Source organism: Mycobacterium sp. MYCO198283 (assembly GCF_021213805.1).
In the GTDB taxonomy this organism is placed as follows: domain Bacteria; phylum Actinomycetota; class Actinomycetes; order Mycobacteriales; family Mycobacteriaceae; genus Mycobacterium.
Genome location: NZ_JAJQJI010000001.1, coordinates 559,978 through 574,380, shown reverse-complemented (window position 1 = coordinate 574,380; position 14,403 = coordinate 559,978). Strand labels below are relative to the sequence as shown.

The following is a 14,403-nucleotide window of genomic DNA, read 5'->3' as shown; positions in this document are numbered from 1 at the left end:
TCCTCCTACGTCGGTGCCGTGGCGCCGGCCGGGTAGTCGCCGATTTCGATCGAGTCGAATCCCATTGACGCGGTTGTGCCTTGTTCCCACACGCCGCACTTGCGTTTCGCTGCACCGACATTCGCGCCCCACGCCGCGCCGCCGGTGTCGGTCCACTTCGCGAGCACGGTGCCGGCGGCGTTGGCGGCCACCTCGGCGGCGGTCCGCTTCACCGTGAAGTAGGTGGTGCCGATCGCGCCGAGCAGCACCTCGTCGCCGGGGGCGAAGGCGACGTTGCCGGTACTGGCGGCGCGCTGGGTGTTGCCCGACAGCGGCGACCAGTTGCTGACCTCTGTTGAGGTGCGGATGCTCGACTGCGATCCGGTGGCCTGGTGGTAGCTGGTGATGCGGGTGGAGTTGTCGCCGCGGATCGACAGCGCGAACGCCTGCGGCACGGTGGTGCCGAGGATGACCCGGATGTAGTGGTCGTCGCTGTCGCGGGCGATGTCGCAGTGCATCGAGTTCGAGTTCGAGCCAGATCCGAGCACTTTGCCGACGGCCTGGTTGGAGAGGATCTTGAAGCCGTTCATGTGGCCGACCCACGGCGCGCCGACGTCGGCGGCGTCGGCGCGGTTGAAGGTGTCGACGAAGGCGAGCGGCCAGGCCTTCGTCGCCCACAAGTAGATGGCTTTCGCGAGGGAGATCGTGGTCACCCAGCCGCCGGCGCCGGGCTGACCGTTCGCCGCCGAGGTCGCCTTGAAGTTGGAGACTTCGACGCGGCGGTCGGTGGAGGCGTTGTTGTAGTAGATCTCGCAGCAGGCGTATTGGCCGGCGTAGGCGAAGTTCGGGTGAGTGTGGTCGGTGGAGATGCCGTCCGCGCCGACCACGGTGATCGTGGCCGTGGCTCGGTTGATCTTGCACGAGACGGCTTGCGTGACGCCGTTGCCGATCGCGGTCGCGTAGGTGCGCGACGCCCGCACCTGCACACCGCCCGACCTTTCGAAGGTGGCGAGCTGGTAGCCGGTGTTCAAAAACGGGCAGTGGCACGGTGACTGCTGCGTCGAGATTTGGCTGAGCGCCCCGGACGGCATGGGGTCGGTCCACGCCACCAACGCCAGGTTGTAACCCGTGGTCGAGCCGCCGCGGGTCGAGAACACGGAGCTCATGTAGGTGACGTCAGCGCCAAGATTGTGCGTCGCGTAGCCGGCCTGGGCGGATGCTGCGGTGGCACCGATGGTGTAGCGCGGCCCATCGCCCGGGTTGCTGATCCCGGGGTCGGCCGCGCTGCTGGTGTTCCATGTCTTGACGAAGCTCAGGAGCCCGACGTCGGACGCCGCCGGGAACGCGCCCACCGCCTTGGTGGTGAAGTCGGTCTCGGCTTGGTAGCCGCCCGCCTGGTACGCCGCCGCGCCGGCGCGGCGGCAGAACGCGATCGGCGCCGCCCCTACCCGCACGCTCATGTCGTGACGTACACGATCTTCGCCGGCTTGGTGGCGAGCGCGGTGTACTCGGCTTCGGTGCCGCCCCACAGCCCGTACTCGGCGCCGCGGCCGATGATCCACCAGTTCGAGCCGTCAGACACCACCTCGATCGCCTCACGGGCGAGCAGGGTGTAGCTGGTGGCGCCGTCGATGGTCTGCGAGCTCGTCGTGGCGAGGGTGATCTGCCCGGCGGTGGTGTTCTTGATCGTGTATTTGCTGGTGTTGCCGGCCGCGGTCGGCAGGGTGGGTACCGCGCCCGAGGCGAGCAGGTAGATGTATTCGGTGCCGGCGGTCGCGGCGAGCGTCGTCGCGGTGCTGATGGTGGCGACGGTGCGGGCGCCGCCGCCGCCGGACGCCGCGATCGTGATGGCGCCGCTCGGGTCGTCGTAGGTGATGGTGACGTTGGCGCCTTGGGCCAGCGACGCCGCGACGGTGTCCTGGATCGCCTCGGTGAGGTCGGTGATGTGCGAGGCGAGGTGGGTGTGCGCTGCCGGGGTCCGGGCGTCCGACAGCCGCGGGTCGTTCCCGGCCGCCGCGGTGGCGCCGGTGGTGCCGATCGCCAGGTTGGAGGTGCCGGCACCGATCGCCGACCGGGCGGCTGCTGCGTCGGCCGCGGTGAGCACCGCCCGGCCCGTAACCGTGGAGTCGGTGACGTCCGCCGCGGCCGGTTTCCAGTCGCCGGGCTTCGCGGTGCCGGCGGTGGTGCCGAGCGCGATGGTGTCGCTGATCACCGCGTACGCCGAGCCGCCCCACCGGTACGTCTTGCCGGTGTCGGTCGCGACGTAGATCTTCCCGGCCTCACCGGTGGCCGGGAACGCCGCGGTGTTGGCGTACTCCAGAACGTCGTCGACGTACGACGGGAGCTGCGCGGCGGCGACCTTACCGGTGCCGTCGAGGCCGGCGTAGCCGTTCGGCTGGTTACGGTTCGCGGTCGACACGGCGCCGGTGACGTCCGCGACGCCGTGCGTGTGGGCTGCGGCGGCTTTCCCGTCAATCTGCGTCTGTATCGGCCCGGTCACGCCGTCGACGTAGTTCAGCTCCTGGGTTGTGAGCGTCGCGCCGTCGAGGATGTTCAGCTCGGCGGCGGATGCCGTCACGCCGAGGTCGTCGAGCGAGTCGACGCCGCTGCCGCCACCGCCGCCTGCGGGCGGTACCGCCCACACGTTGTCGCCGCGCAGGAACTTCGTGGTGTCCGGTGTGCCGCTCGCCGACAGCTCGTCGATTCCGACTGCGTCGTCCTGCATCTGAGCGTTACCGACGCTATTCGCGGGCACTGCTTGCAGTGCTGTCCCCGCGGCGGTCAGCAGCGTCTGCACCGCCGCCGACAGATCCGACGACGGTATCCCCCCGACCGGCTTGACGTACTTGCCGTCGATGGTGGTCTGCACCGCGGCGGCGAGGTCGGTGAGGGGAATCCCGCCGACCGGCTTGGTGTACTTCGCGGCGATCAATCCGGTAAGCGTCGTGACGGCGTTCGGGTCGTTGCCGAGCGCATCCGCCACCTCCTTAATCGTGTCGAGCGTGCCGGGTGCCCCGTTGACCAACCCGTTGACCGCGGCGCTGATCGCCGCGGCGACAGCAGCGGACGTCGGAATGGTGGCGTCGTTGCTGTTCGCGGCGATCGACTCGGCTGCGGTGACGACGAGCGCAGCAGCCAGCGTCGCGAACGTGACAGAGCCGACAGTCGGTGTGCGCGTGTCCACGAGCGCGGCCTGCACAGACGTAGCCAGGTCCGTCGACGGGATGCCGCTCGGCGGCTTCGTGTACTTCGCGGAGACGTCGGAGGCGCTCGCCTTCAGCGCTACCGCCGCCTCAACCGTGTTCACGCGGCCATTCGTGTCCTTCGCGTCCTGCGAGGTCCAGCCGCCGGTGGGAAAGTTTGTGCGTAGTGGCGTCGTCATGGCCCTATCGCTCCGATCTGTTCGTCATCATGCGGCCCAGTCGCGCAGCGTCCAGTTGTCGATCTGCGGCGCGCTGCTGAACTCGGACTTTTCGATCCGGGCCCCGCCGCTTCGGCGTGAGTTGTCGTGCACGATGACGTTGCCGCTATCCGTCCACGACAGCCCGATCTCTTGGCCGTTCTTCAGCGCGGTGTAGGTGTTGGTGGTCGGCGAGTAGACCAGGGCCCACAGCGCGTCGTTACCGCTCACGTTCGCTGTGGCGCGCTGCGCAAGTGCGGTGTGGGCACCGGAGTAGATGCGTGCGATGCCGGAGCTGACTGCCAGCCAAACCAGTTGCGACAGGTCGCTGTCGGCGTGCATGTGCGGGCCGGCCCACGAGGTGTTGCCGGCCGAGCCGGTGCCGTAGACGTTGCACTGCACCAGCGCGCCGTCGCCGACCGTCGCACCGGTGTAGATGCCGGTCTGTTTGCTGCCGCCGAACGCGACCGAGTTGACCATCCGGTTTCCGGAAATCGTCAGCTGAGCGCCGGTGTCGGACTTCAGCACCCAGAGGCCGCCGAGCGAGCCGCGGTTGAAGTCGTCGGTGAAGGAGTGCTCTGTCGGCGCGATGTTCCTGGCAGCCAGCAGCGCCCACGCGCACGTCTGCTCGGGCTGGTTGCGCGCCGCGGCGGCTTCGGCCGCTGTCAGCGACGTCTGCGCGGTCACCGGACCGGCGGTCTCGAACGCTGATTGGACCATGCCCGGCGTGATCCGGATGCAGGTGATGCCGACGACGGCGCCCGGCGTGGTGCACGAGTTCCGCACCCGCACGACATAGCGGTCGCCGGCGTGCACCACGAGCTGCGGAATGGCTGCCTCGATGTAGCTGGGGTCGGCAGTGAACAGCGGGGCGACGTTGACTGACGAGACGCGGGCCAGCCCGCCTGTCCCGGTCTCCCGGAACACCTCGGCGAACACGTTGTTGAGCGACGTTCCGCCGACGTTGCGGCCGATGAACCCGACGGTGTCCATCACTGTGGTGTTGCTGATGGTGATGTAGCCGCCGCGGCTCACCCCGGCACCGAAGTCCCAGTTCACGGTCGCCGCGAATGCGTCGTAGAAGCCGTTTTCGTCGGAGCCGCTCAACCCGTGCTGGTGGCCGTCGTCGCCGCCCGGATCGGTCTCACCAAGAACATCGATGCGGGCGTTGAAGAACTCCGGGTAGGTGACGTCGCCGATCGGGTATCGGCACACCCACGCGGGGTTGCGGTAGCTGGCGGTGACGATGGTGTTCGTCTGGTTCTGCTGGTTGACGATGGTCTGGTTGGTGGTCTGCTGGAACCCGAGCAGCGACGCGAACCAGGTGGCGAAGTTTGCGACGGTGGTGTTGATCGGTGTGACGATCAGGCCGTTGACGATGTCGCCGATCTGGTTGACCGTCGTGGCGACGGCGTTGAGCCCGGTCGCGGTGGCGAGTCGGCCGATCGGTTCGAGGATGTGTTCGCTGAACTGGGCGGCGAGGTCGAGTGGATCGAAGTCGGCCGGGTCGATGCTGAGGTCGAAGTCGTTGAGGAACTTGCGGAAGTTCACGAACCAGGCGGCGGCGCCGGTGAGCGGCGCGCCGGTCTCCCATTCCCACGTGATGGGGAGCTCGTACGGGAATCCGGGGTCGTCGGTGCTGCCTTGCACCAGTCGGTCGAGCCAGTCGAAAGTGATCAGGCCGGCGAGGATGCCGTCGAGCTCGGCCAGGTCGAGGCCGGTGCGGTCACGTAAGGAGGCGATGAACGTCTCGAAGGTCGTGAAGTCGAGTCCCGTCGCGTCGCGCAGCAGCTCGATGACTGCCGCGGTCCCCTCGCTGATCGCCTGCTTGATGGCCTCACCGCCGCGCATCGCGGTCTGCTGCAGCGCGTTCTGGTAGTCCAGCGGTGACCGGTTCGGGTTGCGCAGCGACGTCTCGCCGGCCCCCCGCGCGAGGTTCGGGTCGGCGAGACGGTGGGCGCCGCGGCGGGTGACAGCGGTCATGCGGTCCCGGTCAGCTCACCGCGAAGAGCTTCGCCGTCAGGTGCGACCCGACGTTGCTGTACACGATCGATCCGTTGCCGCCGACCCGCACGAGCAGCACGTAGTAGACCATTGCCTGTCCGGCGGCGATGCGGCCCACCGCGCTGTCCGGTGCGACCGCGCGGCTCGGGTCCGAGGTGTCCGACCAGTGCTCGCGGACGTGCGCGATGGTCTCGGCGTCGAGGGTCGACGGGTCGTAGAGCGCGCGGGCGCACAGCTGCCCGGTCTCCGGGGCGCTCGACGAGCCCTGCGGCAGATACCGGACGTGCACCTCGACCTGAGCGTTGTTCAGGAACCCGCCGCGCTTCCACCGGATGTGCCCGTCGAACTCCGGCGTGTAGGCCCGGTCCTGGCCGGGCACGATCAGCGTGGCGATCAGGTTGTGCGTGCCGGTGTAGGTCATCGCCGGCCCGAACGACGCCTCGGGAACCGAGAATTTCTTCACCACCGGGGAGGCGGGCGCCGGCTTGAACCCGGGCTTGTTTGCGCCGCCCGCCGTCTCCGAGTAGGCGACGCCCTGCCCCTCCTGGAACGGGCCGTACACGTCGGGCGCGCCGAGCATCGACGTCGAAGGCCCGGGCGGGCCGGGGATGAGCGGCACGTCGACGGTGAAGTGTGGCGCCAGCGTGGTGCCGCTCTCGGCGACGTTGAGGGCCAGCGGGTAGCTGATGGCCCCGGCGGGCGGCTGCACGCCGCGCGCGGTGATCGACAGGTCCGGGGTCGGGCCGGGCGGGCCGGGAATCGCGCCGAGCAGCACGCGGTAGCCGGTGCCGGTCCAGATGTGCCAGTAGCCGTCGATGTACCAGGCGCGGCCGGCGTCGGAGGAGGTGAGCGCGTTCGGACCGGAGCTCGGCGGCAGGTCCGCGACGAGGGTGATCGTCGAGTTCCACTCGGGTCGCCAGAACGGCGCCGGGTCGCCCTTGTCGCCCTTGTCGCCCTTGATGGCGTCGAGGACGATGTTGTCTTCGCCGGGCATCAGGGTGAGGGTGCCGACGATGGTCTGCGGGTCGCCGGGGTTGCGCGGCGCGATGTAGAACAGCAGCCGCACAAACCGCTCGCCGACGAACAGGGGCTCGGTGGGGATCATTCCCAGTGTTGGGGCCGTCACTCGGGGCTCCTCTCACGCTCGATCTTCTCGGCCCACGGCTCAGGATCGGCCGCGGGTCTGTTCTGGTCTTCCGCCCATTCGGTGCCGGCAGCGAACATCTCGCGCATAGCGTCGCGCACCTCGGGGGCGACACCGCGCATAGCTGATTCCTGCATCGCCTTGATCCGGGCCCGCGCCTCGGCCTGGGTGTCGCGCTCGCGGTCGCCGGGCTTGTCGTGCTTGGTCAGCACCCAGCGCAGCGAGTCGGTGTGCAGACCGTCGGGGTTGCGGACCGGCCGGATGAACGCGCCGCGGCCGGTGGCGTCGTCGTAGGGCGGGTACGCCGAGTCGACGTCGACGCCGGCGAGCGCCTGGTGCAGCGCGAGCTGCTGAAGCAGGTCCTCGGGCACACCCATGCCCCAGCCCTGCGGGCCGACGGCGTCGCGAAGCGTCTCCTTGAGCCGGTCCCACCGCGCGAACAGCCCGTCGAGCTCAGCCTGGGTGAACTCCCGGTCGTACGGAAACCCCGCGAAGACGAGCTTGCCCTTGGTCTTCTCGCGCCTCAGCCGCGCCGCTTTGCTCATCAGAACAGGTCCCCGGATCCGGCCAGCAGCGCGGCGAAATTGGCGATGTTGCTCATGGTGCGGAACCCGCGCGCCACCGGGTCCTCCTCGCGGGTGTCGTCGCCGAACGAGATGATCGGGCGGCCGACGTCGGTGCGTGATCCCTCGGCGCGGATCGCCCACACGTTCTCGGTGTAGGTGACGCCGCGGATCTCCGCCGCGACGCGGTCGCCGAGCCAGTAGTCCTCGCCGAGGATGTAGGGCTGCCCGTCGCCGACGTCGAACTTCTGCGACCGGTACGCCTTCATGGCGTGGTCGCCGGCGGCGATGTCCTGGACTGCGTTCAGGGTGTAGGCGGAGCCGTGCCCCTGGTGGAAGTACTCCCGGAACGCGTAGCTGCCGGCCTTACTGGAGCGCAGCGGGTTGACGAACCGTTGGAACGCGACGAACACGTCGTCGAGCTGGCCCTGATAGATGTTGTCGAGGCCCTCGACGCCCGGCGCTTCTTGGCCGAGCACCACCTGCGCCAGTTGTGAGATCCCGTAGCGGATCGCGAACGTGATGGCCTGGTTGACCCACTGTGGGCTCTTGCCGCCGACGATGATGTCGGTGGCCTGCGATTTGTGGATGACGAACTTCGAGCTGCGGACGTTGCCGTAGCCGACGTCGCGGTGCACGAACGGTGTCGGTTGCGGTGCGACGAGCAGCAGCTTGCGGAAGAACGGGTCGGTCTCGGTGTCCCGGTCGGTGTCGAGCGGGATGATCGTTTCGGTGATCAGGTCGTCGAGGGTGGCGGCGAACAGGTTGAGCGCGCCGTCGACGAGGGTGCCGGTCGGGCCGGTGACGCCGCTCTTGTTCTCGAAGCTGAGGATGACGCACGCCCGGGTGGGCTTGAGGACCTCGGCGAGCTCGTCGCCGAACATCGTGTACGGCGGCGGGTCGCCGGGCAGCCAGGTGTAGGCGCGGCAGATGACGCCGGCGTCCTGCATGACCGGCGAGAGCACGGTGTGGGCGTCTTTCCAGCGGGCGCCGATGGTGCACCAGCGGGACTGGTCGAGGATCGGGTTGACCGGCATCACCTGGACCGGCCAGTTGAGCGGCGAGAGGTTCTGCAGCCACGTCTCGGGCGCGAACAGGTTCCGGGGGATCGGGTAGAACCCGTTGAGGGTGAAGAGCCGGAAGCAGTTGATGAAGGTGGAGATCGCGCAGGTGGAGACGGTCGGCCCGCCCCACAGGAACATCTTCGGCAACTGCACCTCCATCGGGAAGATGGGGTTCGCGGCCAGGTAGATGCCCTTGAGGTGACGGCGGTTCGAGATGCAGTTGAGCGTGGTGACGGACGCCGCGCCGGCGGTGTCTTCGCCCTCGATGGTGACGACCTTGCCGCCCCACCGCATCCGCCAGTCGTGCGGCTTGTCGGGGTCCGGGTCGATGGTGACGTGGATGTCCTCGTCGTCGTCGATCTGGTAGGTGAGGACCTCGCGCAGCCAGTCCATGTCGCGGCCGGAGAACGTGATGTGCGCTTCGCCGTCGTCCTGGGCGAGTTCCTCCCAGTCCCACTTGTCGAGGTTCTCGACGCGGGCGATGAAGTTGAACTCCTTGTCCCACAGCCGGATCAGCGGCGCTTTGGTGCGCCGGTTCATGTAGGCGAAGCGGCGCTCCAGCAGGTGCATCCGCAGCTCGGGGGTGAGTTCGCCGGCTTCGGTGCGCGGATCGAGTGCGCCGCCGATCGCGGACACGACGCGGTCGAGGATGGCGGTCATGCGAGCGCGCTCTCGAAGCGTTGCGGCAGCTGGCACCAGATCTTGCCGCCGGGCTGCTCGTGCACGACGGGCAGCGTCGCGGTCGAGCGCGGCGGGATCGGCACCGAGAATCCCTGGCCGCGGAACCGCTGCAGCAGCGGCAGCCCGCTGTCGCCGTACTCGCCGAGCAGCCAGTCGAGGAGCTCGCTCTTGCGGATGAACTTCTTGAGCAGGTTGTCGACCGGGTCCTTGGCGGTGATCGCGATCCGGTGCGTGGGGTCGGTGTCGATGATCGCGTGCTCGCCGGGTTCGAGCTCCGGGATTTCGATCATGTTGGCGTCGCGGCTGCGGGTGAACGTGCCGAGGATCTCGTCGACGAACGGGATCCCGAACAGCTTCCCGATGCGCGGCCAGTCGTCGAGCGGGTTGCGCTCACCGGTGGTGAAGGCGTTCGGGCCGTCGGGCAGCCACACCTTGCCGGGCGCGGAGACGAAGAAGATCGGCCACTGCGGCTCGGTGCTGCGGTTCGCGATGCGGATCTTGCCGAGGTTCGGGCCGCCGGCCGGCCGGATGAACGGCGGCGGCGCGACGTCGGGGCGACGCCACCGCGGTTCGCCGTCAGCGGCGAGGATCACCTCGTGCAGCGCGACCCGCTGGTAGGCGGGGTCATCAGGCAGCGCGCACTTCGGCGCTTCGAGGAGCTGCATCGGGATCCACAGCTGCCCGTGCCGGCGGGTGGTGACCGTGAACCATCCGGTCGCGTCCTTCTTGCAGCCCGCCCAGAACCGGGATTCGGTGTCGTACCAGCCGAGTTCGGTGTTCGACATCAGGCCGAGGGTGAACGAGATCTCGCGGCGCCCGTCGACGGTGCGCTCGAAGCGGGGCGGCCCGTACGCCGGTGTGGTCCACACGCCCTCGAACGGCACGTGCACCATGCCGTCGATCGGGCCGGTGATGAACGCGCCCTCGGTGCCGGCCATCTGTCCGGTGAGCGGCCAGTAGCGGCCGTCGGAGCCGATCCACGCGCAGGACACGCCTTCGGCGCGCGCCGCCGGCGACAGGTCTCGCCACGGCACCACGCGGCGGTCGCTGATCAGCGCTGACGTCACGTCCCCATCACCCCGGGGTTCTGCGTGTAGGTGCCGTAGCGCGGCGTCTTGAGCAGGGTGCGGCGGATCCGCTGCTCGTTCTCCTGCGGCGTGCCCTGCGGGTTGTTGATGGTGACGTTGGTGGACTGGTCGACCGGTCCCGGCGGGGCTCCACTGCCGGCGTGCTGGCCGGCCAGGTCGGCAGGTGAGCCGAGGTCGGGCAGCACCGAGGAGACGCCCGGGATGACGCCGAGCGGCAGCTGCCCGCCGGCGGCCTGGTCGACCAGGCCCTGCAGCGGGTTGACGGGGCTGCCGGACCACGGGGTGCCGTCGCCGTTGGCGTACCCGGTCTGCCACGGGAAGCCCTTGCCCTGCGGGGTGTACTTGATGCCCATCAGCGCGCTGGCGAGTTTCACGATCCCGAGGTCGGCCGGGTTCGGGAAGAGGTCACCGAAGCCGAACATCTCGTCGAGGAACGTCTTGCCGATGGAGCCCAGTTCGCCGAGCTGGCTGTCCTCACTGTCGCCGCCGCCGCCCGTCGATGAGCTGCCCGAGGTGTCGCTGGCCGCCTTCGAGCGGGCCACGTCGAGGTCGCTCGCCGCGTCGTCGCGTTCCCGATTCGCGCGGTCGAGTTTCTGTTGCGCCTCGTCGCGTTGGCGCTCGGCGGCCATGCGCTGCGACTCGCTCGCGTCGTCAGGCAGTTCGCGAAGCTTCTGCTCCCGCTCGCTCAGGACGCGCTCCGCGTTGGCGATCGCCTGCTCCTTATCGGCGAGCCGCTGCTCAGCTTCGCGGACCGCCTTGCTGTCGCCGCCGGTCGAAGACGATCCGCCGTAGGGGTCGACCGTCGAGAGGCCCGGCGCGACGGAGCCGTACAGCTGAGACGCCCGGCCGCCCTGCTCGCTGCGCAGCGTGGCCCCTGAGTAGCCGCCGATCTCCACCCGGTCGGCGATCAGTCCGTACGGATCACCTGACGAGGCGCCGGGACCGCCGAGCTTGTCGAGAGTGTCGTAGAACCACTTGATCTGGTCACGCGGGTCGTGGCCGACGCCCTTGTCGGAGCTGGTCTGGAAAAGCGACTCGTGGCCAGTCGCGTTGGTCACGGTCGGGTCGAGCCCGGACTCTTTCAGCCCGGCGGCGATCGCCGCCTTGATGGTCTCGGGGTCGTAGCCGCGGCGCATCCCCTCGGCGGCGATGTGCCGGGCGATCTCTTCCGGTCCCGCGCCAGGATCGAGGGCGTCGAGACCGGGCAGCGACCCGCTGTCACTCCTCGACAGGCGGAGCTCGCGAGCGGCGGCGGCGTGAATGTGCGTGCGGTGCTGCGCCATCGTGGCTTCGCCGTAGATCGCGCGGGCCTCGGCGCCTTCGGCGCGCTCGCCGTTGACGTTGTACCAGACCTTGTCGGGGTCGTCGTAGATGATCTGGGTCAGCTGGTCGCGGATCGCCCAGAGCGCTTCAAGGTTCTCCCGGCTCGGGTCGAGGTCAATCGCCATGCCCTTGGGATGGAAGCCGCCGTCGTCGTCGTGGTCGGTCTTCGCGCTGTTGAGCCGCGCGGACGGGTTCCGTTCGCGGACCGCCTCGAGGATGGATCGGTTGACGGTGCCGCCGCCCATTCGGGCGATCTCGTCGTCGCTGACGACGCCGCCGCTGCGGTAGCCGGGCAGCATCGCGTGCAGCAGGCCCGGCGGCGGCACCCAGCCGGCGTTGAGCGCCTTCACCAGCGGGCTGCCGCCCCGCTTCATCGCATCGGTCTTGACGACGCCTTCGCCGGTGGAGACCAGCGCCGTCGGATAGCCGCGCGAGTCGACGCCGAGGATCGAGTCGCTCGTGCCGGTGCCCGGCCCGTACAGCCGGCCGTCGCGGCGGCGGCCGGCGACGCCGCCCTCGCGCAACCCGGCCAGAGTGTTGCCGAGGTCGTGGGCGATCTGCGCGCCGGGAACCTCCATCAGGCCGACCTTCAGCGGCACCTTCTGCAGAATGCCGCCCATCCACCGCAGCGGGCCCTTGATGGCGTTGATGATGCTGTCGAAGACCGTCTTGATGGTGCCGGCTACGCCGTTCCAGACGCCGCCGATGAAGTCGGCGGTCGACTGGAACGCGTCCTTAATCCAGGTGAAGACCGGCGAGATGACACCCCAGGCCGTGGTGAACGCGCTCTTGATGCCTTCCCAGGCCGGGACGATCGCGTTCTGCCACAGCCAGGTGGCGGCGTCACCGATCGCCGACAGTCCCGCCTTGATGGCGTCCCAAACCGGTGTGAGCACCACCATCGCGCCCTGGAAGGCGAGCTGCAGGTTGTGCCACATCGGCAGGATCACCGTGTCGAACGCATAGCGGGCGGCGTCGGCGAGGAACCCGAACGCCGCCTTGAGCGCGTCGATGACCGGCGAGATGACGCTCCACGCGACGGAGATCGCGCCCTTGATGACGTCGAACGTGGTGGTGAAGATCGCCTTGCCGACGTTGAACGCGGCGGTCAGCCCGCTCCACACCGCCTTGATGCCGGCGTAGAAGGTCTGCGCGACCTGCAGGCCGCCGGTGAAGCCCTTGAGCATGATCGGGTAGGCGGTGCCGAGGAGCTTCAGCGCGCCGAGCAGCGCGCCGCCGATGATGCCGGCGACGACTTTCAGCACCGGCGCCGCCTCCGTATAGGTGGCGACGATCTGTTTGCCGAGGTCGAGCAGTGGGCCCTTGATCTTGCCGAACTGCTCGACGTACTCGGGTCCGAACGCGTCGCGGAAGAAGTTGCCGATGCCGGCGAACCCCTGCTTGATCTGCTCGAACGCGGGCCGAAGGATGTCGCCGAGCTCGCCGAACACCTCGCGGAACTTGTTGCCGTACTCCTGGAGCCAATCAGGTCCGCCGCCGCTCATCAGGTTGGTGAACCAATTCCCGATGGTGATCAGCGGCCCGTCGATGACGTCGAACAGCTTGAGCTTGAAGCCCTCCCACGCGTTGGACAGCGCTTCCGTAACACCCGGCAAGCCCTGCATGTTCGCTGCGGCCATGTCGGCGGCGGCGCCCTGCCGGGTGACCGCCGCGGCGGCGGAATCCCAGGCTTCCGCGCCGCCCTGCGCGGCCACCATCGATGCGCGCATCGCATCCGACCCGAAGAGGATCGCCGTGTTCGCCTGGAACTGCTCGGCGGTCATCCGCTTCGACGCTTCGGCGACCTGCTTCATCATCGACTCGACGCCGACGAAGTTGCCCTGCGCGTCGTACAGCGCGAGCCCGAGCTCGCGGATCGCGCCCTGCGCCGGGTTGCCCTGGTCGGTGATCGCGAGCAGCGACGTCTTGAGCATCGTGCCGGCGTCGGAGCCGTTGATGCCCATCCGCGAGAACATCGTCAGCGCCGTGAGGGTGTCCTCGATCGACACCCCGAACCCGGACGCCGCGGAGCCGCCGGCCTGCAACGCGATGCCCAGGTCGGAGACGTCGGCGGAACTCGCATTCGCCGACGCGGCGAGCAAGTCGGCGACACGCGTCGCGTCGGACGCGTTGAGCTGAAACATGTTGATCGCAGCGGACTGGATCTTCGCCGCTTCGGCGGCGTCGATCTGGCCCGCGGTGGACAGCTGCAAGGTGCCGCGGGCGGCGTCCATCGCCTGTTGCGCGGTCATGCCGCCCTTGGCGAGCTCGACCATAGCGGCGGCGGCGTCGCTCGCCGACGTGCCGGCCAAGGTGACGTCGGTGCCCAGGGCGCGCGCCGCCTCGCGCATCTTGCCCATGCCCTCGGCGCCGCTATTGGTGACGCCGCTGAACATGTTGACCTGGCGCTCGAAGTCGATGCCGACGTCGAGCGCGCTCTTGAACAGGGCGCCGACAGCGGCGACGCTCACCACCGCGGCCATCGCGCCCATGAACGCGCCGCCGACCTTCGTGCCGATCCCGCCGGCCAGCGCTGAGAGCCCCGACCCGCTGCTCGACAGCGACCGCTCGGCGGTCTTGAACGGGTTCCCGATCCCGCTGCCGGCGGATCCGGCTGAGCTGGCGGTGCGGCGCGCGCGGGCGAGGTCGTCCTCGGCGCGTTTCGCTTCGCGGGCGGCGGCTGTCTCGCGGCGGCGCTGAGCCTCGGTGCGCTGCTCGGCGCTGGTCGCCTGCGCGGCCGCGTTGCGGGCCCGCTCGCGGGCGGTCGCCACCTGCCGTTCCGCGGTTTCGAGCTGCTTGGCGGTCGCGTTGCCGCTGGCGCGCAATTCGCGCAGCCGGCGTTCGGCGGTGCCGACGGCCTGGGCGCGGGCGCCGGCGTTGCCGCGCGCCGCCTGCAGTTTCGCCTCCTCGGCGCGCAGCTTGCCGGTGGCGTCCTTGACCTTGTCGAGCGCGTCGACGTGCGCCCGCGCCGCGGACTGCACCTGCCCCGCGGACTGCTTCAATCCCTGACCGACGTTCAGCCCGACGTCGCGGCCGAGCTGCTTGCCCAGGCCGCCGAACGACTTGCGCATCTGCGTGTTGACGTTGCGATCCATCCCCTCGAACGAGGGGATCACCGGCAGCGCGTAGTAGCCGATGGAGTCGAGCGCCACCCGTC

Annotated in this window: 8 protein-coding genes; all 8 read right to left on the bottom strand. The window is 69.3% G+C overall.

All coding sequences use genetic code 11. The features are described from left to right. Positions 1-5: 5 nt before the first annotated feature. Entirely contained in the window at positions 6-1,439 is a 1,434-nt protein-coding gene (locus LV457_RS02955) for a hypothetical protein (RefSeq protein WP_232168896.1), read from the bottom strand. After that, entirely contained in the window at positions 1,436-3,286 is a 1,851-nt protein-coding gene (locus LV457_RS02950) for a hypothetical protein (protein ID WP_232168895.1), read from the bottom strand. Before LV457_RS02950 ends, LV457_RS02955 begins: the two co-directional genes overlap by 4 nt. 102 nt (positions 3,287-3,388) lie before the next feature. Next, positions 3,389-5,362, bottom strand: a complete 1,974-nt coding sequence (locus LV457_RS02945; protein ID WP_232168894.1) for a hypothetical protein — start codon at positions 5,360-5,362, stop codon at positions 3,389-3,391. 10 nt (positions 5,363-5,372) lie between these two features. Continuing rightward, positions 5,373-6,509, bottom strand: a complete 1,137-nt coding sequence (locus LV457_RS02940) for a hypothetical protein (protein WP_232168893.1) — start codon at positions 6,507-6,509, stop codon at positions 5,373-5,375. Beyond that, positions 6,506-7,072, bottom strand: a complete 567-nt coding sequence (locus tag LV457_RS02935; RefSeq protein ID WP_232168892.1) for a hypothetical protein — start codon at positions 7,070-7,072, stop codon at positions 6,506-6,508. The genes LV457_RS02940 and LV457_RS02935 overlap by 4 nt, the downstream gene beginning before the upstream one ends. After that, positions 7,072-8,814 carry a hypothetical protein gene (locus LV457_RS02930; RefSeq protein ID WP_232168891.1) on the bottom strand — a complete coding sequence of 581 codons (1,743 nt, stop codon included), beginning with the start codon at positions 8,812-8,814 and terminating at the stop codon, positions 7,072-7,074. The genes LV457_RS02935 and LV457_RS02930 overlap by 1 nt, the downstream gene beginning before the upstream one ends. Continuing rightward, positions 8,811-9,902 (bottom strand): hypothetical protein, encoded by a 1,092-nt coding sequence (locus LV457_RS02925; RefSeq protein WP_232168890.1) that lies wholly within the window; start codon positions 9,900-9,902, stop codon positions 8,811-8,813. The genes LV457_RS02930 and LV457_RS02925 overlap by 4 nt, the downstream gene beginning before the upstream one ends. Next, positions 9,899-14,398, bottom strand: a complete 4,500-nt coding sequence (locus LV457_RS02920) for a phage tail tape measure protein (protein ID WP_232168889.1) — start codon at positions 14,396-14,398, stop codon at positions 9,899-9,901. The genes LV457_RS02925 and LV457_RS02920 overlap by 4 nt, the downstream gene beginning before the upstream one ends. Positions 14,399-14,403 lie beyond the last annotated feature (5 nt).

What these genes read in the sequence shown, in the direction of transcription:
- LV457_RS02955 (WP_232168896.1), bottom strand. Translation starts at nt 1,439, where the DNA reads ATGAGCGTGCGGGTAGGGGCGGCGCCGATCGCGTTCTGCCGCCGCGCC.
- LV457_RS02945 (WP_232168894.1), bottom strand. Translation starts at nt 5,362, where the DNA reads ATGACCGCTGTCACCCGCCGCGGCGCCCACCGTCTCGCCGACCCGAAC.
- LV457_RS02935 (WP_232168892.1), bottom strand. Translation starts at nt 7,072, where the DNA reads ATGAGCAAAGCGGCGCGGCTGAGGCGCGAGAAGACCAAGGGCAAGCTC.
- LV457_RS02930 (WP_232168891.1), bottom strand. Translation starts at nt 8,814, where the DNA reads ATGACCGCCATCCTCGACCGCGTCGTGTCCGCGATCGGCGGCGCACTC.